This window comes from Stenotrophomonas sp. 59, assembly GCF_030291095.1.
GTDB classification, from domain to species: Bacteria; Pseudomonadota; Gammaproteobacteria; order Xanthomonadales; family Xanthomonadaceae; genus Stenotrophomonas; species Stenotrophomonas maltophilia_Q.
The window spans coordinates 1,489,221-1,508,957 of the sequence record NZ_CP127408.1; the positions used below are offsets into that span (position 1 = coordinate 1,489,221).

General features: G+C 68.0%; 16 protein-coding genes. 6 read left to right on the forward strand and 10 right to left on the reverse strand.

The window, feature by feature from the left end; all coding sequences use genetic code 11:
* Positions 1-50 precede the first annotated feature (50 nt).
* The 3 genes from rnr (at position 51) to rlmB (ending at position 3,921) form a co-directional block, all read left to right on the forward strand.
* Positions 51-2,516, forward strand: coding sequence for a ribonuclease R (gene rnr, locus QP552_RS06790; RefSeq protein WP_286075392.1), 2,466 nt, complete (start codon positions 51-53; stop codon positions 2,514-2,516).
* A gap of 84 nt (positions 2,517-2,600) precedes the next feature.
* Positions 2,601-3,086, forward strand: a complete 486-nt coding sequence (locus tag QP552_RS06795) for a GFA family protein (RefSeq protein WP_099551089.1) — start codon at positions 2,601-2,603, stop codon at positions 3,084-3,086.
* Positions 3,087-3,177: 91 nt separating this feature from the next.
* Positions 3,178-3,921 (forward strand): 23S rRNA (guanosine(2251)-2'-O)-methyltransferase RlmB, encoded by a 744-nt coding sequence (gene rlmB, locus QP552_RS06800; protein ID WP_005408775.1) that lies wholly within the window; start codon positions 3,178-3,180, stop codon positions 3,919-3,921.
* 127 nt (positions 3,922-4,048) lie between these two features.
* On the opposite strand, the gene QP552_RS06805 is transcribed toward rlmB, so the two are convergent.
* From QP552_RS06805 to QP552_RS06815, 3 genes are read right to left on the reverse strand one after another with little or no spacing between them, the layout of a single operon-like run.
* Complete coding sequence (locus QP552_RS06805; RefSeq protein ID WP_286075393.1) at positions 4,049-5,488, reverse strand: TolC family protein; 1,440 nt, start codon at positions 5,486-5,488, stop codon at positions 4,049-4,051.
* Positions 5,485-7,443, reverse strand: coding sequence for a MacB family efflux pump subunit (locus QP552_RS06810; RefSeq protein ID WP_286075394.1), 1,959 nt, complete (start codon positions 7,441-7,443; stop codon positions 5,485-5,487). Before QP552_RS06810 ends, QP552_RS06805 begins: the two co-directional genes overlap by 4 nt.
* A complete protein-coding gene (locus tag QP552_RS06815) occupies positions 7,440-8,678 on the reverse strand; it encodes an efflux RND transporter periplasmic adaptor subunit (protein WP_286075395.1) in 1,239 nt (412 codons plus the stop codon). The genes QP552_RS06810 and QP552_RS06815 overlap by 4 nt, the downstream gene beginning before the upstream one ends.
* A 204-nt stretch (positions 8,679-8,882) precedes the next feature.
* Here QP552_RS06815 and QP552_RS06820 point away from each other — a divergent pair, with 204 nt between their 5' ends.
* The 3 genes from QP552_RS06820 (at position 8,883) to QP552_RS06830 (ending at position 14,231) form a co-directional block, all read left to right on the forward strand.
* A complete protein-coding gene (locus QP552_RS06820) occupies positions 8,883-9,611 on the forward strand; it encodes a response regulator (protein WP_005408779.1) in 729 nt (242 codons plus the stop codon).
* A gap of 6 nt (positions 9,612-9,617) precedes the next feature.
* On the forward strand, positions 9,618-11,027 hold the full coding sequence (locus tag QP552_RS06825) for an ATP-binding protein (protein ID WP_111112565.1): 1,410 nt from the start codon (positions 9,618-9,620) through the stop codon (positions 11,025-11,027).
* A 177-nt stretch (positions 11,028-11,204) separates the two neighbouring features.
* Positions 11,205-14,231, forward strand: coding sequence for a ligand-binding sensor domain-containing diguanylate cyclase (locus QP552_RS06830; protein ID WP_286075396.1), 3,027 nt, complete (start codon positions 11,205-11,207; stop codon positions 14,229-14,231).
* A 202-nt stretch (positions 14,232-14,433) separates the two neighbouring features.
* On the opposite strand, the gene rnt is transcribed toward QP552_RS06830, so the two are convergent.
* The 7 genes from rnt to pstB form a co-directional block, all read right to left on the reverse strand.
* Positions 14,434-15,018: a ribonuclease T gene (gene rnt, locus QP552_RS06835; RefSeq protein ID WP_005408782.1), complete on the reverse strand. Its 585-nt coding sequence runs from the start codon at positions 15,016-15,018 to the stop codon at positions 14,434-14,436.
* 235 nt (positions 15,019-15,253) lie between these two features.
* The gene (locus QP552_RS06840) at positions 15,254-15,775 is read right to left on the reverse strand and encodes a DoxX family protein (RefSeq protein ID WP_286075397.1); all 522 of its coding nucleotides are present in this window, start codon (positions 15,773-15,775) and stop codon (positions 15,254-15,256) included.
* A 26-nt stretch (positions 15,776-15,801) separates the two neighbouring features.
* Complete coding sequence (locus QP552_RS06845; protein WP_286075398.1) at positions 15,802-16,557, reverse strand: putative DNA-binding domain-containing protein; 756 nt, start codon at positions 16,555-16,557, stop codon at positions 15,802-15,804.
* The gene (locus QP552_RS06850) at positions 16,550-17,425 is read right to left on the reverse strand and encodes a DUF692 domain-containing protein (RefSeq protein WP_286075399.1); all 876 of its coding nucleotides are present in this window, start codon (positions 17,423-17,425) and stop codon (positions 16,550-16,552) included. Before QP552_RS06850 ends, QP552_RS06845 begins: the two co-directional genes overlap by 8 nt.
* Positions 17,412-17,768, reverse strand: a complete 357-nt coding sequence (locus QP552_RS06855; protein ID WP_049428737.1) for a hypothetical protein — start codon at positions 17,766-17,768, stop codon at positions 17,412-17,414. The genes QP552_RS06850 and QP552_RS06855 overlap by 14 nt, the downstream gene beginning before the upstream one ends.
* A 360-nt stretch (positions 17,769-18,128) precedes the next feature.
* Positions 18,129-18,836, reverse strand: a complete 708-nt coding sequence (phoU, locus tag QP552_RS06860) for a phosphate signaling complex protein PhoU (RefSeq protein ID WP_049444209.1) — start codon at positions 18,834-18,836, stop codon at positions 18,129-18,131.
* Between the two features lie 65 nt (positions 18,837-18,901).
* Positions 18,902-19,732 carry a phosphate ABC transporter ATP-binding protein PstB gene (gene pstB, locus QP552_RS06865; RefSeq protein WP_005408788.1) on the reverse strand — a complete coding sequence of 277 codons (831 nt, stop codon included), beginning with the start codon at positions 19,730-19,732 and terminating at the stop codon, positions 18,902-18,904.
* Positions 19,733-19,737 lie beyond the last annotated feature (5 nt).

The window sequence follows — 19,737 nt, forward strand, 5'->3', positions numbered from 1 at the left end:
GGCGGGCGCTGACCCGTTCTGCACGCCATCAACGGCTACCATGTAGGGCGATGACTACCAAAAAACCAAGCAAGGGCGGGAGCAAGTCCCGCAGCCAGGCCCCGAAGAAGGGCGCCAAGGCGGGCGCAGCCCGCACCACCAAGCCGGGCAAGCCGTTGCCGGGCTGGTTCCCCGAATTGAATGAAGGCGGCGCACCACCGCGCGGCCGCAAGGTCCGCAATACCGATGCCACTGCCCCCGGCCCGGCGCCGGGCCGCAAGCTGCCGCCGACCGGCAAGGTGATCGACGATCCCTACGCCGCGCGCGAAGCGGAGAAATACGAACAACCCATCGCCAGCCGCGAGGCCATCCTGGCCCTGCTGGAGCGCTGCGAAGGGCCGCAGACCGCCGAGGAACTGGGCGCACGCCTGGGACTGACCGCACCGGACCGTGCCGAGGCGCTGTCGCGGCGGCTCGGCGCCATGGTTCGTGATGGCCAGCTGGTGCAGAACCGCCGTGGCGGCTTCGCCCCGATCCAGACCCTGAACCTGGTGACCGGCGTGGTGATCGCCAACCCGGAAGGGTTCGGCTTCCTGCGCCCGGTCGAGGGTGGCGACGATCTGTTCCTGCCGCCCTATGAAATGCGCAAGGTGATGCACGGCGACAAGGTGCTGGCCCGCGTGACTGGCATCGACCACCGTGGCCGTCGCGAAGGCAGCATTGCACGCGTGCTCGAGCGCGGCATGACCCGCCTGATCGGTCGCTTCAGCATCGAGATGGGCATCAATTACGTGGTGCCCGACGACAAGCGCGTGCAGCGCAACGTGCAGGTGCCGCCGGACCAGACCGGTGGCGCGCGTGACGGCCAGCTGGTGGTCTGCGAGCTGACCCAGGCGCCGGACAGCCGCCGTCCGCCGATCGGCCGCATCATCGCCGTGCTCGGCGACAAGCTGACCGCCTCGCTGGTGGTGGAAACCGCCATCCACGGCCACGAGCTGCCGTTCGAGTTCCCGCAGGAGGTGCTGGACGAAGCCGCCTCGGTGCCGATGGTGGTCGAGCCGGCGATGATCGGCGACCGCGTGGACCTGCGCAGCACGCCGCTGGTCACCATTGACGGTGAGGATGCCAAGGACTTCGACGACGCGGTGTACTGCGAACCGAATGCCGATGGCTTCCGCCTGGTGGTGGCGATTGCCGATGTCTCCAACTACGTTCGCCCCGGTACGCCGCTGGACGAGGAAGCGCAGAAGCGCGCGACCTCGGTGTATTTCCCGGGCTTCGTGGTGCCGATGCTGCCGGAGACGCTGTCCAACGGCATCTGCTCGCTGATGCCGAAGGTCGACCGCATGTGCTTCGTCTGCGACATGCAGATCGACCGCGACGGCCTGGTCACGCATTCGCGCTTCTACGAAGCGGTGATGAACTCGCACGCGCGCCTGACCTACACCCAGGTGTGGAAGGCGGTGGGCGAGGACGATGCCGATACCAAGGCCTGGATGGGCGACCTGCTGCCGCAGGTGCAGCGCCTGCACCAACTGTACAAGGTGCTGTCCAAGGCACGCGCCAAGCGCGGTGCCATCGAGTTCGAAAGCAGCGAAGTGCGCTTCGTGCTGGACAACCGCGGTGAAGTCACCCAGGCCGGCATGCTGGTGCGCAACGACGCGCACAAGCTGATCGAGGAATGCATGATCGCGGCCAACGTCGAGGCGGCGAAGTACCTGCTGTCGCGCCACGTGCCAGCCCCGTACCGCATCCACGAGAAGCCGCCGGAAACCAAGTACGCCGACCTGCTGGAATTCCTCAAGGAGTTCAAGCTGAGCCTGCCGCCGTGGTCGAAGGTGCGCCCGGGTGACTACACCAAGCTGCTGAAGAAGATCCGCGACCGCCCCGATGCCACGCTGCTGGAATCGGTGCTGCTGCGCAGCCAGAGCCTGGCCATCTACAGCCCGGAGAATCACGGCCACTTCGGCCTGGCGCTGGAGGCGTACGCGCACTTCACCTCGCCGATCCGCCGCTACCCCGACCTGCTGGTGCATCGCGCGATCAAGCACGCACTGTCCGGCAAGCCGCTGGACAAGTTCACCTACAACGCCCGCGAGATGGCCGCGCTGGCACTGCAGTGTTCCGAACGCGAGCGACGTGCCGACGAGGCAGAGCGCGAGGTGGACGAGCGCTACCGCGCCGCGTGGATGGAAAAGCATGTGGGCGGCCAGTTCGACGGCGTGATCAGCGGCGTGACCAGCTTCGGCCTGTTCGTGGAACTGGACGAGTCGAAGGTGCAGGGCCTGGTGCACGTGACCCAGCTGCCGCAGGACTATTACAAGTTCGACGCCACCCGCAAGACGCTGACCGGCGAACGCCGCGGCAGCAGCTACCGGCTGGGCGATCGCGTGCGGATCCTGGTGCTGAAGGCCAGCATGGAAGAGCGCAAGATCGACTTCCGCCTGGTCGAACACAAGGGCGAGGACGAAGGCGATGGCCTGCCGCCGCTGCCCGAGCGTGGCAAGCCGGCCAAGCGCACCAAGAAGCAATATTGAATGGTGTGCCGACCAGCGGTCGGCACCTACCTCAGCTGGTAGGTGCCAACCTTGGTTGGCACGCCGTTACGGAGGAAAGCAGCAATGCAGGGCCAACCCGAATACAGCGGCGGCTGCCAGTGCGGCGCGATCCGCTTCCAGGCGCGCGGCGCGCTCACCGACAGTTCGATCTGCCACTGCCGGATGTGCCAGAAAGCCTTCGGTGCCTACTACGCTCCGCTGGTCTCGGTGCGCGGCGTGCAGTTCAGCTGGACCCGCGGCCAGCCGCGCTATTTCCAGTCGTCCAACGTGGTACGCCGCGGCTTCTGCGCCGACTGCGGTACGCCGCTGACCTACGAGGCCCCGGACGGCGTGGCGGTGGCCGCCGGTGCCTTTGACGAACCCGAGCGGCTGCCGCCGACGATCCAGTACGGAGTCGAGCGCAAGCTGCCTTTCGTCGATACGCTGTCCAGCCTGCCGGCCCGTCGTACCGAGGAGGACATCGCGGCCCTGGACTTCCTGGCGACGATCGTGTCCCACCAGCACCCCGACCACGACACCCCGCACTGGCCGCCGCGCACGCGCGGGTAGCGCCGGGCCATGCCCGGCGGCCGTTGGGCTGCCGCAGCACCCGGCCCGCCGATGCTCTACCATAGCCACCCCCTTTCCGGTCCCCGCCCGCATGAGCAAGAACAGCCAGTGGATCGTCGGCGTCAACGCCGTCGCCTCCTCCATCGAGAACGACGCCGAGAACGTCCGCGAAGTGCTGGTCGAGGCCGGTGCGAAGAACCCGCGCCTGACCGAGATCGAGGAAAACGCCCGCCGCAAGGGCATTGACGTGCGCAAGGTGAACAGCCAGGCGCTGGACGGTGTCGGCGGTTCGGTGCGCCACCAGGGCGTGGCTGCGCGTTATGCCGCGGCCCGCACCTACAGCGAGAACGAGCTGGAAGGCCTGGTCACCGCCGCCGAGGGCAAGGCCCTGCTGCTGGTGCTGGACGAGGTGCAGGACCCGCACAACCTGGGCGCCTGCCTGCGCTCGGCCGCGGCAGCCGGTGCCACCGCGGTGATCATCCCCAAGGACAAGTCGGCCACGGTCAATGCCACCGTGCGCAAGACCTCGGCCGGTGCCGCCGATCTGATCCCGGTGGTGGCGGTGACCAACCTGTCGCGCTGCCTGAAGGACCTGCAGAAGCAGGGCGTCTGGATCTATGGCCTGGCCGGTGAAGCCACCGCCTCGCTGTACCAGCTGGACCTGAAGGGCAACATCGCCCTGGTGCTGGGCGGTGAAGCCGACGGCCTGCGCCGCCTGACCCGCGAGAACTGCGATGGGCTGGTCAAGATTCCGATGCCGGGCGAGATCGAGAGCCTGAACGTCTCCGTCGCTGCCGGTGTCAGCCTGTTCGAAGCCGTGCGCCAGCGCGGTTGATTTCGGGGTCGGATCCCTTTTCCATGTGCCGTGTCGACCAAGGTCGACACCTACCGGGTCGTTGCCGTGTCGACCAAGGTCGACACCTACCGGGTAGTCGCCAACCTCGGTTGGCGCCCTTGCCGCCTTACCCCGCGCTGCCGCCCAATGCCTTGAACAGGGTCACGTCGTTGTTCAGCTGCCCCTGGCGCACGCGCGCCAGCGACAGCTCGGCATCGCGCCGGGTCTGCTGCGCTTCCAGCCAGGTGCGCAGGTCGGTGGCGCCCACGCGGTAGCGCACTTCCTGCGCGCGCTCTACTTCCACCGCCTCGTCATACGACGCCTGCGAGGCCGCCACCTGGCGCACCAGCTGCTCGCGGGCCGACAGTGCGTTGTCCACTTCAGAGAGCGCGGTGTACAGCGTCTTGCGGAAGTTGGTGGCGGCGATCTGATAGGCGGTGCCGGCGATATCCGTATCCAGCTGCGCGCGCTGCAGGTTGAGGAAAGGCAGCGACAGGCCCGCACCCAGCGTGGCCACCGGGTTGCGCAGCACGTCGCCCAGCGAGGTCGCACTGGAGCCGAGGCTGCCGGTCAGGCTCAATGCCGGGTAGTACTGGGTGGCGGTCACCTTGATGGACTTCAGGCTGTTGCGCAGGCGGAGTTCGGCCGCGCGCAGGTCGGGACGGCGGCCGAGCAGGTCGGTCGGCAGGCCTTCGCTGATGCCCGGGCTGTGTGCGCCCAGCAGGTCCTGCGGTTCGTCCTGCTGCGGCCAGGGTGTGCCGTCCAGCAGCACGGTCAGGGCATTGCGCACCTCAACCCGCTGCTGCTCCAGCGCGCTCTGTGCCGAGCGCTGCGACTGCAGGTTCTGCAATGCCTGGCGCACTTCCAGCCGCGATACCGCGCCGGCGTCGAAGCGGGCCTGCACCAGTTCGCGGGTGCGCTCCAGGCGCTCCAGGTTGGCCTGGCCGGTGGCGATCGACTGGTTGAGGTAGGCCAGGTTCCAGTACTGGGTGATGGCGTCGCCGATCACCAGCAGCGCGGTGTTCTGCCGGTCTTCCTCGCTGGCCTCGGCTTCCCAGCGGGCGATGTCACGCTGGGTGCGCAGGCGGCCCCACAGGTCCACTTCCCATCCCAGCGAAACCCCCGTGGAATAGCTGCGGCGCCAGTCGTCGGCCTGGTCGGTGGCGCGGCTGGCATTGCCACTGACACCGGACGACGAAGGCTGCGGCCACAGCGCGTTGCTGGCCAGCCCGGCCTGCAGGCGTGAGCGTTGCACGGCCAGGCCGGCGGCAGCGAGGTCGCTGTTGGCGGCCAATGCCTTCGCCACCAGACGGTCCAGCCGCTCATCGCCGAAGCCGTTCCACCAGGTGTCCTGGCGGATGTCACGGCCCGGTGTATCCAGGCTGCTGCGCGGGGCGTCGGCCGGTGCATTGAGCGTGGCATCACCACGCCCGTAGCTGGCCGCCACATCGGGGTCGAGCACTGGGTAGCGGCCGATCGACGCACAACCGGACAGCGCGAGCAGGACGGCGCCGGCCAGCAGCAGGCGCGAAGGAGCAGGGAAGGGCAATCGGGTCATCATCTTCATTCGCGGGCCAGGGCCTCGACCGGGTCGAGCTGCGCGGCATTGCGCGCGGGCAGGAAGCCGAACGCCACGCCGATCAGGGTCGAGCAGGCGAACGCGGCAACAATCGAAGCGGAGGAGAACAGCACCTGGAAGTCACTGGCGAAGCGGCCGATCATCGAGCCCAGCAGCAAGGCCAGGCCGATGCCGAGCACGCCGCCGAGCAGGCACACCAGTACCGCTTCGATCAGGAACTGCTGGCGGATATCACTCTGCCGCGCGCCCACGGCCATGCGCACGCCGATCTCGCGGGTACGCTCGGTCACCGACACCAGCATGATGTTCATCACGCCGATGCCGCCGACCAGCAGCGCGATGGCGGCAATGGCGCCGATCAGCAGGGTCATCGTGCGCGTGGTCTGTTCGATGGTCTCGCGGATCTCGGCGCTGTTGCTGAGGAAGAAATCCTCGGTGCCGTGGCGCAGGGTCAGCAGGCGGGTGATCGCTTCCTGTGCCGCATCCATCGGCGTGCTGTCGTCCACGCGCACGGTGATGCTGGAGACGTGGCTCTGGCCGAGCATGCGCGACATCACCGTGGTGTACGGCACCCATACGCTGAGGCTGGTGCTGCCACCAAAGCCGAAGCTCTGGCGCTTGGCCACGCCGACCACGCGTGCCGGCACGTTGCCGAGCAGGATCACCTGGCCGACCGGATCGACATCGGGGAAGAACTGGGTCTGGGTGTTCTCGTCGATCACCGCCACCTGGCCGAGGCCCTTCACTGCGTCACTGTCGAAGAAGCTGCCACTGAGCAGGGTCACGCCCTTGACCCGGAAGAACTGCTCGCCGACACCGCTGACCTGCGCGGTGGACGACTGGTTGCGGTAGCGCGCGGTGACCGAGGTCGACACGCTCGGAGTGGCGCTGTCCACGTAGCTCTGCTTGGCCAGGGCATCGGCATCGCTGGCTTTTAGGGTCTGCACGCGCGCCGATCGCATGTCGCCGAAGCCGCGGCCGGGATAGACGTCGATGGTGTTGGTGCCCAGCGCACTGATGTTCTGCAGGATCTGCTGCTGCGAGCCGTTGCCCAGCGCCACCACCGAGACCACCGAGGCAATGCCGATGATGATGCCGAGCATGGTCAGGAAGGTGCGCAGCCGATGCGCGTTCATGGCCAGCAGGGCCATGCGGAAGGCTTCGGTGAAACGATCCCGGGCCGCCCGCCAGCTGTTGCCGTGGGCAACGCCGGTACTGGCTTCGCGCTGCGCACGGTAGGTCGGCGCCTCCGGGTTGGCGCGGTCGGCGATGATCTCGCCATCACGGATCTCGATGATGCGCTGCGCGTGCTGGGCCACGCTCATGTCGTGGGTGACGATGATGATGGTGTGGCCTTCGGCATGCAGCTCGCCGAGGATCGCCATCACTTCCTCGCCGGATTTCGTGTCGAGCGCACCGGTGGGCTCGTCGGCCAGGATCACCTCGCCGCCGTTCATCAGCGCACGCGCGATCGAGACGCGCTGCTGCTGGCCGCCGGACAACTGGCCCGGCTTGTGGTGCATGCGATCACCCAGGCCCAGCCGCTGCAGCAGCTGTTCGGCGCGCGCGTTGCGCACCGGGCCGGGGCTGCCGGCATACACCGCGGGTACTTCCACGTTGCCACGCGCGTCCAGGTCACCCAGCAGGTGGTAGCGCTGGAAGATGAAGCCGAAATGCTCGCGGCGCAGTTCGGCCAGTTCGTCCGGCTCCATCCTGCCGGTTTCGCGGCCGGCCACCAGGTAGCTGCCGCGGGTAGGGCGGTCGAGGCAGCCGAGAATGTTCATCAGCGTCGACTTGCCCGAGCCGGACTGGCCGACGATCGCCACCATCTCGCCGGCGTGGATATCCAGGTTGACGTCGCGCAGTACGGCGATGACGTCATCGCCAGCCGGAAATTCGCGTCGCAGGTCGCGCAGGCGCAGCAGCGGCGCCGTCGTGCTCATCGGCGCGGACCCATGCCCGGGCCGCCGATCCGCATCTGCATGCCGCCACGGCTGCCGCCACCGGCCGCAGCCGCATTGGCCTCGCCGACCACCACGCGCTCGCCTTCCTTCAGCCCGGACAGGATTTCGGCCGAGGCGCCGTTGTTGATGCCGACCGTCACCTTGCGCGGCTGCGGCTGGCCCTTGTCATCCAGCACCCGCACCATGCGCTCATCGCCACGGCGCTTCGGCCCCAGCGCCACCGCCGGTACCATCAGCACGTTCTTGGCCTGCTTGAGCAGTACCGAGACCTGGGCGGTCATGTCGATGCGCAGCGTGCCGTCCGGGTTTTCCACGTCGAACAGCGCGTTGTAGTAGACCGCGCTGCTGGAACTGGAACTGGACGAGCTGCTGGAACTGGAGGAGTTCTCGTTGGCGATCGAGGCCGGCGCCGGATTGATCTGGCGCAGGGTGGCGTGGTACTTGCGGTCCGGGTCGCCCAGCGTGGTGAAGTACACCGGCATGCCGGCCTTGATCTTGACCACGTCGGCCTCGGAGATCTCGGCGTTGACCGTGACCACGTCCAGCCGCGCCAGCATCACGATGGTCGGCGCGGTCTGGTTGGCGTTCACGGTGCGGCCTTCCTCGGCCACCACCGCGACCACGGTGCCATCCATCGGCGCGGTGATGCGAGTGTAGGCCAGGTTGGCGCGGGCGGTGCCCAGTTCGGTCTGGCGACCCTTGATCTGCGCCTCGTAGGACTGCAACTGGGCGCGAGCGGTCTTCAGCTGGGCCTCGGCGGCATCATATTCCTGGCGCGAGGTGGCTTCGGCGGCCAGCATCTGCTGCTGGCGCGCGAACTCCAGTTCGGCCTGGCGCAGGGTGGCCTGCTGCACGGCACGCTGGGCGGTGACCTGGTCCAGCGAGGCCTGCGCGTTGAGCACCTGGTTCTGCTGGGTGGTGGCGTCGATCTCGGCGATCAGGTCGCCTTCCTTCACCGTGTCGCCCAGCTGCACCTTCAGCGACTTGATCTGGCCGGAGGCCTGCGCACCGACGCTGACCAGCTTGTAGGCGTCGATCACGCCGGTGGCATCCACGGTCTGCTCGATGTCGCCGCGGCTGACCGGGGTGGTCGCCACGGCAGGGGCGGCGGGCTTGCGCAGCAGCCACCAGGCGGCCACGGCAACGATCAGGGCAAGCAGGGCGATCAGTATCAGGCGACCCCGGCGGGTCGCGGGCAACAGGCGGAACGTCACGTCGTGGCTTCACTCTCGGGGCCGCGGTGGCGGCGTTGGTGGGCATTGTGAAGACCGGGCGATGGGCGGCTCAATCCTCGGGGTATGTCTCTATGTAACACTGTCGGTGAATACGCGTAACCACAGGTATCCCGCCCCCGGCTGGATACACTGGTACGCATTGCCCCGGATGCGGTTCAGCTGCCGACACGGGATGATCGCGCCATGGAGACTGAAAACACGATGCATCGACTGCTGATCGTCGACGACGACAACGACATCCGCACCCTGTTGGCCGAGCAGCTCGGCCGTGCCGGTTACCAGGTGAGCACCGCCGCCGATGGCACGGCCATGCGCCAGCTGCTGGACCGCGAGCACGTGGACCTGATCGTGCTCGACCTCAACCTGCCGCGCGAGGATGGCCTGACCCTGTGCCGCGACCTGCGCGCACGTTCGAACACGCCGGTGATCATGCTGACCGCGCGCGCCGAGCCGATCGACCGCGTGCTGGGCCTGGAAATGGGCGCCGACGACTATCTCGCCAAGCCGTTCGAACCGCGCGAGCTGCTGGCGCGCATCCGCAACGTGCTGCGCCGGACCGAGGCGCTGCCGGCCAATCTCGAGCCCCTGGCGGTGCGCCGCGCGCGCTTCTCGCGCTGGGTGTTTGATCTGGAGCATCGCCACCTGGTGGACCCGGACGACCGCGTGGTTGTGCTGTCCGGCGCCGAGTTCCGCCTGCTGCGGGTGTTCATCGCGCATGCCAACAAGGTGCTGTCGCGCGAGCAGCTGGTCGCGCTCAGCAGTGGCCGCAACTATGAGGCGCAGGACCGCGCGATCGACCTGCAGGTCAGCCGCCTGCGCAACAAGCTGGGCGATGACGGTGGCCCGGATGGCCTGATCAAGACCGTGCGCAACGAAGGCTACGTGCTGGCCTCCTCGGTGAACCTGGAATAAGCCGTCATGAAGCGCCTGCGCCATTTCCTGTCCTCGATGGTCGGGCGGTTGTTCGTCATCCTGCTGCTGGGCATGAGCGTGGCTGCGATCGGCGCGACCATGCTGGCTACCTCCAAACGCCAGCAGGAGTTCGAGCGGCAGAACCTGAACCGCATTGCCGACCGCCTGCAGGGCTACGTCAACCTGCTCGACGGCAATCCCGAACTGCGCGAGCGCCTGCTTGAAGTCGGCGGGCCCAGCGTGCGTGCGCTGCAGCCCGGCGCGCGCCTGGGGCGGGCGGATACCGCACTGATGGAAGTGCTGGACGACCGGCCCGGCCCGGTGTCGCGCGCGCATGTGCACTTCACCTCGTTCCGTTCCTGCATTCCCAAGCTGCAGGACCTGCTGCCGCCGCCGCCGCCGGGGCACCGGCGGCATCCGCGTGAGCGCGATCCGGCCTTCATTCCACCCAAGTGCCGCGCGGTCGATGTGACGCTCAACGACGGTACGCTGCTGAAGCTGGCGCTGGATTCGCCTGCGGTGGCCCACAACGGCATTCTGGCCGTGGACCCGTGGTTCCTGACCCTGCTGGTGCTGGCCATCGCTGTGCTGGCCTACATCGTCGCGCGCATGGCCAGCGCGCCGCTGCAGGAGCTGGCGGCCGCCGCCGAGGATCTTGGCGACGATCTGCAGCGCGATCCACTGCCATTGCGCGGGCCGCGTGAAGTGCAGCGCGCCGCCGAGGCCTTCAATGCCATGCAGCACCGCCTGCAGCGGCACCTGGCCGAACGCACGCAGATGCTGGCGGCGATCACTCATGACCTGCAGACCCCGTTGACCCGCCTGCGCCTGCGCCTGGAGAACGTCAGCGACGAGGTGCTGCGCGAACGTCTGATCGGCGATCTGGCGGCGATGCAGGCACTGGTGCGCGAAGGCCTGGAGCTGGCCCGCAGCGCCGAGAGCGCCGAGCAGCGCGCCGCGCTGGATCTGGATTCGCTGCTGGAAAGCATCGTGGAAGACGCCGCCGAGGGCGGTGCCGACGTGGTCTTTGAAGGCGGCACCGGTGCGGTGCTGATGCTGCGCCCGCTGGCCATGCACCGGCTGTTCTCCAACCTGGTGGACAACGCCGTGATGTATGCCCAGCGCGTGCGCGTGCGGGTGGAGCGCAGCGGCGGCGCGATCACGGCGATGGTGTCCGACGATGGCCCGGGCCTGGCGGAAGACCAGTTGGAGGCCGTGTTCGATCCGTTCGTGCGGGTGGAAACCTCGCGTTCGCGGGAAACCGGCGGCGCCGGGCTGGGCCTGACCATCGCGCGCGCCCTGGCCGAGAAGGATGGCGCGCGCCTGTGGCTGCGCAACCGTGCCGAGGGCGGCCTGGAGGCGGTGGTGCAGTGGCCGGCCAGTGCGCAGGTGGTGCCGCCTGGACGGGCCGGCTGAGCCTGCCGGCCACACGGCGATGACGCCGGGGCCAGGGTTTGGCCTATCATCTGCGCATCTCCCCAGTTTCTCCCCGATGAGTCAGCCCGTTTCTGCCGGCACGCTGTTCCGCGCTGCCCGGTCGTTCCCGCTTGCTGCCATGCCCTGCAGCCGCCACCGGCCACTGCCGCCGAGCTGATGGGCAGGCCAGGGGACAACGGGTGCTGGGTGGAGCGCCGCGTTTCGAAAGCCAGGCAGGCGCTGCAGCGCGGCCTGCTGTGGCTGTTGCTGGTCCTGGCGCTGCCGCTGGCCGCGCAGGAGGGTGCGCCGCCGCTGCGCGACTACGCCATCGATGTGTGGACCTCGCGCAATGGCCTGCCGCACAACTCGCTGCGCGATATCGCGCAGACCCCCGAGGGGCACCTGTGGTTTGCCACCTGGGAAGGCCTGGTGCGCTACAACGGCCTGGATTTCACCGTGTTCGACCGCAGCACCCGCCCGGGGCTGCGCGACAACGGCATCGGCGCACTGCTGGTCGATCGGCAGGGTGGGCTGTGGATCAGTGATTCGCGCGGCAATGTCAGCCATCGCGGCAACGACGGCCAGTGGCGGGTCTGGGAGCATCAGGCCGACACTCCCCAGGTGCTGATCCAGTCCATGCAGATGGACAGCCAGGGGCGCCTGTGGCTGCTGTACGAAGGCAAGGGCATCGGCTATCTGACGCCGGACAAGGGCATCGTCTACCAGGCACCGGCGGCCGACCTGCCGATGGCGATGAGCTTCACCAAGCTGGTGGTCGACGCGCAGGACCGGGTCTGGGTCGGCACGCTTGACGGGCTGGTGCTGCGCGACAACGACGGCGTGCTCAAGCGCGCACCCTTGGCGTGGGGCCTGGGGGCCGGCACCGGCCTGTCATGGCCGTACCGGGCGCCGGATGGCGCGCTGTGGATCGTCGCCGGCGAGCGCCTGTACCGCGTGGAGGACGATCAGCTGGTGCTGGTGCACCGGCTGCCGGGACAGCTGCACATGACCTCGATGCTGCAGGACCGGCACGGCGACCTGTGGCTGGGAACCGAAAACCAGGGCCTGCTGCGGATCTCGGCGCACGGGCTGGAACGGTTGCCGGCCGGCCTGAACCTGCCGGGCGGGCGCGTTGTCAGCCTGCGCGAGGATGCCGAAGGCAGCATCTGGGTGGGGGCCAACGGTGGCCTGTACCGCCTGCGCGAAACACTTTTCAGCAGCTACACCGAGCGCGATGGCCTCAGTGGCGACTATGTGCGCACGGTGCTGGAGGACCGCGACCGCCAGTTGTGGGTCGGCAGTGCCAGTGGCCTGGATCTGCAGACGCCCGATGGCCGCTTCCGTGCGGTTCCCCTGCACAACCGCGGTGGCAAGGCGCCATCGGTATTGAGCCTGGCGCAGGGGCCGGACGGCGACCTGTGGGTCGGTACGTTCGGCGATGGCGTCTACCGGCTGGGCCGCGATGGCAGCCTCCGCCACAACTATGCAGCCGCGGACGGCATGCCGGGTGGCAACATCCGCGCGATCAGTGTCGATCCGCAGGGCAGGGTCTGGGCGGGTACGCAGAAGGGCGTGGTACGCATCGACGGCGACCGGGTGCAGGTGCCCAATGCCCCGGGCATGCCCGGTGGCCTCATCACCGCACTCGAGCATGACCACCAGGGCAATCTGTGGATCGGCACCATCGAGGGCATCCGTGTGCTGCGTGGCGACCACGTGCAGTCGATCGACCTGGCACCGATGGGCGGGGGCCGCAGTGTGTTCGGATTCCATCAGCTGGGCGATGCGATGTGGGTCAGCAGCGACCGCGGCCTGTACCGTTGGCTCGACGGAAAACTGGCACGCGTCGGCCTGGAGCAGGGCATGCCGGTGGATGCGGTGTTCCAGCTGGTGCCGGACCGCCTGGGCAATGTGTGGATCAGCAGCAACCGTGGCGTGCTGCGCACCGACATGGCCACCCTCAACGCCGTGGCCGATGGCCGCGCACCGCGGGTAGTGGTGGAGCGCTACAACGAGATCGACGGCATGGCCAACGCACAGGCCAACGGCAGCTCCGGACCGTCGGCGATCCTGCGCCAGGACGGCACGTTCTGGGTGGTCACCGCCGGTGGCCTGAGCACCGTCGACCCGCAGCGCCTGCAGCGCTTCCGTGAGCGCCCATCACCGCCGGCAGCGATCGAGAGCGTACAGGTGGATGGCGCACCCGTGCATTGGGAGGGCCCGGATCGCAACTACATTCCCGGTGGCCGACGTCTGGCGGTGAGCTATGTGGGCCTGAGCTACCTGATGTCGGACCGGATCCGCTATCGCACGCGGCTGGATGGCCTGGACACCGGCTGGGTCGAGCGCGGCCCCCAGCGCAGCGTCGAGTTCGTCGGCCTGCCTCCAGGTGACTACACCCTGCACGTGTCGGCGGCGCATCCGGGCGGGGCCTGGGGCCAGCAGGAAGCCGTGTGGAGCTTCACGGTGGAGCCGTTCTGGTGGCAGCGCCGCAGCGTGCAGGTGCTGGGCGGGCTGTTGCTGCTGGCCGGGCTGGTTGTGCTGTACCGCCTGCTGCTGCAGCAGCTGAAGGCCAGCAACCTGCGCCTGGCACGACGCGTGGACGAGGCAACCTTCGACCTGCAGGCCAAGACCGTGCACCTGCAGGCGCTGAACCAGGAAAAGACCGAGCTGGCCGAGCGCCTTGCACGGCAGGCCGAGGCCTTCGAGCGGCAGGCGCGCGAGGATGCGCTGACCGGGCTGGCCAATCGCCGTGCCTTCGACGAAACGCTGGCGCGCGACTTCGCCCGCTCACAGCGCAGCGGCCACCCGCTGTGCCTGGTGGTGCTGGACATCGACCACTTCAAGGACGTCAACGACCGGCACAGCCACAGCATTGGCGATGCTGTGCTGGTGCAGGTGGCAAGGCTGATCGCCGCGGCCTGCCGCGACTCGGACCTGCCCGCGCGCACCGGTGGCGAGGAGTTCGCGCTGCTGCTCAACGACACCCGCCTGGAAGAAGCCGCGCAGCTGTGCGCGCGCCTGCGCGGCCTGTTCCATGACCACCCCGACTGGGCCGGTGTAGCGGGCCTGCGTGTGACCTTCAGTGCAGGCCTGGTGGAACTGGATGCCGATGACCGCACCCCGGCGCTGCTGTACCAGCGTGCAGACCGCGCGCTGTACCGCGCCAAGAGCGACGGCCGCGATCGCACGAGCATCGGTTGAATTCATCCACGCATGGCGTGGATCTACCGCGCGACCCGCTGCTTCTGACTTCGTTTTTTCTGATCTTTCCGTGGCGCCCAGCCATATGGATGGCGCGGCCAAGCCCCCAGGGATGGGTTCACGGCGTCCCCCGCGAATCCACCCTGCCCGGACTCAACCGGGATGCCTCATCCCGCCACGAGAGGCGCCGCCGTTGGCTGTCCTACCGCGGCCAGGCGTTGGCGATGGTGCAGAACAATCGTGCGGTCTGTTCGGTGTCGTACACCGCGCTGTGCGCTTCGTTCGCATCCCAGCCCAGCCCGGCAGCCGTGGCGGCACGCGCCAGCACGGTCTGCCCGTAGGCGATGCCGGCCAGGGTGACGGTGTCGAACACGCTGAACGGATGGAACGGATTGCGCTTGTGGCCGGTCCGGGCCACCGCGGCGTTGACGAAGCCCAGGTCGAAATGCGCGTTGTGGCCGACCAGGATCGCGCGCTGGCAGCCGTACTTCTTCATCGCCGCGCGTACCGGGGTGAAGATGTGGTCCAGTGCGGCCTTCTCTTCCTTGGCCAGCCGGAACGGGTGGTCGAGGATGATGCCGGTCACTTCCAGCGATTTCGGGTCGATCTCCAGGCCTTCGGCCGGTACCACGTGGGCACTGGCGGTCTGGCCGGGGTAGAGTAGGCCGTTCTCGTCCATCTCGATCGGCACTGCGGCGATTTCCAGCAAGGCGTTGCGCTGGCTGTCGAAGCCGCCGGTCTCCACGTCCACCACCACCGGCAGGAAGCCGCGGAAGCGTTGTGACATCGCGCGCTGCGCCTGGGGAACTGCGGAATCGGGAGCGGCGGCAGGTGCGGGAGTCGGGTCATTCATGCGTGAATTCTAGCAGAGCGACCCTGAGCGCCCGGCCAGCCTTCGGTGCATGCGTCCCCTGCGCAGGCGTGCGTCGACCAAGGTCGACACCTGCCGGGGCACCGCGCGCTCAGGATTCCGTTAGGTGCCAACCTTGGTTGGCACGGTGCGCTCCGACCAAGGTCGGCATCTACCGGACTGCTGGCCGCGCAGGCGTGGCCGAGGGAGACCTCCGTGCCAACCACGCATCCAGGCTCAGCCTACCGGCGCCGGTGAAGATCAGCGGCAGCAGCATCGCCATGAACAGTACCGGCAGCTTGAAGTTGCCGAAGCCCTGGTCAGTGATCGCGTAGCCCATGGCCAGGTCGGCCAGCGAGTTCCACTCCATCGGCCAATGCACCGCATAGGTGGCCACTACGGTCAGCACCAGCAGGCTGGCGGCGGCGAAACGCGTGCCGAAGCCCAATAGCAGGCAGGCCGCGCCGACCAGTTCGAACCAGGTCGCCAGCTGCCAGTTCAGCGCGCTCGGCAACTGGTCGAACGGGAACGGGAAGGCATCCTGCAGGTCGGCAAACCAGTTCTGACCATGCAGTTTCTCGCGGCCGGATTCGAAGTATTCCCAGGCCAGCAGCAGGCGCAGGCCGAGCGGGGCCAACCAGGGGGCGAGACGGTCCAGCTGGCCACGCGCAGTGGCCAGGGTCGGAAGCTTCATCGGTGGATCTCCGGGGGAAGGGGGTGTCAGCCGGGGGCCGGCAGTGGGCCGATCACGCCGGCCTGCAGGAACTGCTGCAGCAACGCGGCACCGGGTCCGGCCAGGGCGTCCTCGGGCAATCCATGCGCCGCGGCCAGCTGCTGCAGGTAGCTGCGGCCATCGAGGCCGGGTCGTTCGCCGATGCTGGACAGCAGGTACACCGCCAGCGGGCTGAGCGTGGCGAAGCGAACCTCGCCGTCGGCCTCGCGGCGCACAAGAAGGCCGGTCGGCTCGGCCGGCGGCTCGGTCGGTGCATCCTCGGCGCCGAGGCGGTGCACCGGCCACTGGTACAGCAACGGCCAGGCCAGCGGCGAGCGTTGCAGCGGCGCCCGCAACGGATCGATGTCGCCCGGCGCCGGCAGCGGTCCGGCGTCCAGCTGGTACAGCGCGGTTTCCACCCACTCGTAGTGGGCCAGCTCGGCCAGCGCCGGGTGTGGCAGCTGCGGCTGCGCCTGCAGCCATTGCACGAATTCAACGGCCAGTTCGGTGAACAATGGTGTCTGGCAGCGATGCGTGGCGAAGTAGTGGCGGACCAGCGTGCTCCAGGCCGGTTCGCCGAGCAGGCGCACGCAGACCGGGAAGCCGTTGCTCAACAGGCCGAGCAGGTTGTTGAACAGCAGCCGCTGGTACACCGCCACGCGGCGCGGTTCCAGCCCGGCCGGTGCAGCCACCGCCCGTGGATCGCGCAGGTGTGCGGTGAACGCGTGCTGCTGCGCGCGCAGCGTGGCGGGGGTATCAGCCATATACAGCCTCCGCGTGCGCGGCCTGCAGGCGGCGGATGGTCTGCAGTTCGCCGCGCAGTTCGGCGTAGGGCGGGAAATTGAAATCGCGCTCGAGCAGGGTGGGGCGAGCGCCGATGCGCGCATAGGTGCGTGCCAGCAGCTCCCAGACCGGGTCGATCACCGCACTGCCATGGGTATCGATCTTCAGGTCCGGTGCCTCGTCCAGATGCCCGGCCACGTGCAGGCAGACGATGCGGTCTGCGGGCAGGCCAGCGATGAACGCGTCGGCGTCGTAACCGTGGTTGCAGGCGTTGACGTAGACGTTGTTGACGTCCAGCAGCAGGTCGCAGTCGGCTTCGGCAAGCACGGCATTGGTGAAGGCCAGCTCGTCCATCGCTGGCTCCGGCGCCAGGTAGTAGGACACGTTCTCCACCGCGATGCGGCGGCCCAGCAGGTCCTGCACCTGGGCGATGCGCGCGGCGGTATGGTGCACTGCTTCATCGGTGAACGGAATCGGCAGCAGGTCGTACAGGTGGCCGTCGTCGCTGCAGTAGCTCAGGTGTTCGCTGTACAGCGGCACGCGGTGTTTTTCCAGGAACTGGCCGACCTGCTCCAACAGCTGCGTATCCAGTGGCGCACTGCCGCCCAGCGACAACGACAGGCCGTGGCAGCTCAGCGGATGGCGCTGCGCCAGCTCGGCCAGTGCGTCACCGGCAGGGCCGCCGACATGGATCCAGTTCTCCGGCGCGCATTCGAGGAAATCGAAATCGCCGGCCGGTGCATCGCGCAGCTCCTGCAACAGCGCCCGGCGCAGCCCCAACCCTGCGGCCGCCGCGCGAAGCGGCAACCGCGGGTTGACGACGCTGGCGCGGACGTCAGTGCTTGCCACCGCACTTGCCTTCGCCACACTTGCCTTCGGCCGCCTTCTTGTCGCCGGTCTTTGCCTTGGCGCCAGCTGCCGCACCGGCAGCCTTGCCCTTGTCGGCACCGCACTTGCCTTCGGCGGTCTTGCCGTCGGCACCACACTTGCCTTCGGCATGCTTGGTCGCGTCAGCGGCCATCTTGGTGTCGGCGGCCTTGGCGTCGGTACTGGCCTTGGCTGCCTGTCCGGCCACCAGGTAGCCCTGGGCGAGGTCGCTCATGCTCAGGGCCGAGGCACTGGCGGTCATGCCCAGGCCGGCGGCCAGGGCGGTAGCAGTCAGCAGGGACAGGGTCTTGTTGGAACTGCTCATCGGTCGTGCTCCTGGGTGGTGTGGGCGGGTGCCCGGGTGGCCGGCAGGGATGCCGGTGGAAACGATGGTGCAGCGATCCTACTCAACGAATCCTCGCCAAGAACTCAAATTTTCGTGAGGTTTGTTACAGAAGCGGAGAACGGTGGCCCGCGGCAGAGCATCCACGCATGGCGTGGATCTACCCCGACCGCCCGGCGGATCCACACCACGCGCGGACGAAGCCCCGGCAGATCCACGCCAAACGCCCTCCGGTAGATCCACGCCATGCGTGGATGAATTCACGGAGAAACCCAAAAAAGAAGGCCGCTGTCACCAGGACAGCGGCCACCTTGGACCCAACTCCGTTGTTGCAGTGCAGCGTCAGATCTGGCCGGTGCTGGAGGTCTCGTCGCGCTTTTCACGCGGCGGCAGCGGCTGCTCGCCGTGCACCAGGAACCACACGTTCTCGGCGATGTTGGTGGCGTGGTCGCCCACGCGCTCCAGGTTCTTGGCCATGAACAGCAGGTGGGTGCACGGGGTGATGTTGCGCGGGTCTTCCATCATGTAGGTCAGCAGCTCGCGGAACAGCGCGGTGTATTGCGCGTCCAGGCGGGCATCGTCCTCGCGCAGTTCCAGCGCGGCATCGGCGTCGTTGTCACGGTAGGCGGCGATGGCGCGGCGCACCTGCTGCGCGGCCAGGCGGCCGAGCGCACGCAGGCCCTGGATCTGCGGCAGCGGCGGCACCTTGCCCAGCGCGATCGAGCGCTTGGCCACGTTGGCCGCGTAGTCGCCGATACGCTCGATGTCCGCCGGGATGCGCAGGCCGGCGAGGATCTCGCGCAGGTCGCGCGCCATCGGCCCACGCAGCGCCAGGCGCATCACGTCGTGGCTGATCTGCTGTTCCAGCGCGTCGATCGCTTCATCATTGGCAATGATGCGATGGGCAGCGTTCTCGTCGCGCTTCTCGATCACGTCCATCGCCGCTTCGAGCTGGGCGACGGCCATCTCGCCCATGCGCACGATTTCGGCCACCAGGCGCTGCTGCTCTTCGTCGTAGCTCTTGACGATGTGGTCGTTGGGAAGATTCATGGTCTGCAATCCGGGTAGAGCCAGGCCATGCCTGGCTGGGACATATGGCGAAGGAACAGCGTCGATCAGCCGAAGCGACCGGTGATGTAGTCCTCGGTCTGCCGCTGCGACGGCTGCGAGAAGATCACTTCGGTGCGGTCGTGCTCGATCAGGTCGCCCAGGTACATGAAGGCGGTGTAGTCGGACACGCGCGCGGCCTGCTGCATGTTGTGGGTGACGATGACGATGGTGTACTCGTGCTTGAGCTCTTCCACCAGCTGCTCGATGCGGCTGGTCGAGATCGGGTCCAGCGCCGAGGTCGGCTCGTCCAGCAGCAGCACCGACGGGCGCAGGGCCACGGCACGGGCGATGCACAGACGCTGCTGCTGGCCACCGGACAGGCCCAGCGCGCTCTGCCCCAGCTTGTCCTTCACTTCGTCCCACAGAGCGCCCTGGCGCAGCGCCTGCTCGACGCGGTCGGCCATGTCGGCCTTGCTCAGCTTCTCGTGGTGGCGGATGCCGTAGGCCACGTTCTCGAAGATGGTCATCGGGAACGGCACCGGCTTCTGGAACACCATGCCGACCTTGCTGCGCAGGCGGTTCATCGGGTACTTCGGCGACAGGATGTTCTCGCCGTCCAGCAGCACCTCACCGCGCGCTTCCAGCTTCGGGTACAGCGCGTAGATGCGGTTGAAGATGCGCAGCAGGGTCGACTTGCCGCAACCGGAGGGACCGATCAGCGCGGTCACGCGCTTTTCCGGAATCTCCAGGTTGATGCCCTTCAGGGCGTGGAACTTGTCGTAGTAGAAGTCCAGTCCACGCGCAGCCAGCTTCACCGGCGACGGCGTGTGCAGGCTCTCGTGCGAGGACGGCACGGCGATGCGCTGCATCGGCACGGCGTTGGAAAGGTCGTTCATGGCGT

What these genes read in the sequence shown, in the direction of transcription:
- rnr (WP_286075392.1), top strand. Translation starts at nt 51, where the DNA reads ATGACTACCAAAAAACCAAGCAAGGGCGGGAGCAAGTCCCGCAGCCAG.
- QP552_RS06795 (WP_099551089.1), top strand. Translation starts at nt 2,601, where the DNA reads ATGCAGGGCCAACCCGAATACAGCGGCGGCTGCCAGTGCGGCGCGATC.
- rlmB (WP_005408775.1), top strand. Translation starts at nt 3,178, where the DNA reads ATGAGCAAGAACAGCCAGTGGATCGTCGGCGTCAACGCCGTCGCCTCC.
- QP552_RS06805 (WP_286075393.1), bottom strand. Translation starts at nt 5,488, where the DNA reads ATGAAGATGATGACCCGATTGCCCTTCCCTGCTCCTTCGCGCCTGCTG.
- QP552_RS06810 (WP_286075394.1), bottom strand. Translation starts at nt 7,443, where the DNA reads ATGAGCACGACGGCGCCGCTGCTGCGCCTGCGCGACCTGCGACGCGAA.
- QP552_RS06820 (WP_005408779.1), top strand. Translation starts at nt 8,883, where the DNA reads ATGGAGACTGAAAACACGATGCATCGACTGCTGATCGTCGACGACGAC.
- QP552_RS06825 (WP_111112565.1), top strand. Translation starts at nt 9,618, where the DNA reads ATGAAGCGCCTGCGCCATTTCCTGTCCTCGATGGTCGGGCGGTTGTTC.
- QP552_RS06830 (WP_286075396.1), top strand. Translation starts at nt 11,205, where the DNA reads ATGGGCAGGCCAGGGGACAACGGGTGCTGGGTGGAGCGCCGCGTTTCG.
- rnt (WP_005408782.1), bottom strand. Translation starts at nt 15,018, where the DNA reads ATGTCACAACGCTTCCGCGGCTTCCTGCCGGTGGTGGTGGACGTGGAG.
- QP552_RS06840 (WP_286075397.1), bottom strand. Translation starts at nt 15,775, where the DNA reads ATGAAGCTTCCGACCCTGGCCACTGCGCGTGGCCAGCTGGACCGTCTC.
- QP552_RS06845 (WP_286075398.1), bottom strand. Translation starts at nt 16,557, where the DNA reads ATGGCTGATACCCCCGCCACGCTGCGCGCGCAGCAGCACGCGTTCACC.
- QP552_RS06855 (WP_049428737.1), bottom strand. Translation starts at nt 17,768, where the DNA reads ATGAGCAGTTCCAACAAGACCCTGTCCCTGCTGACTGCTACCGCCCTG.
- phoU (WP_049444209.1), bottom strand. Translation starts at nt 18,836, where the DNA reads ATGAATCTTCCCAACGACCACATCGTCAAGAGCTACGACGAAGAGCAG.
- pstB (WP_005408788.1), bottom strand. Translation starts at nt 19,732, where the DNA reads ATGAACGACCTTTCCAACGCCGTGCCGATGCAGCGCATCGCCGTGCCG.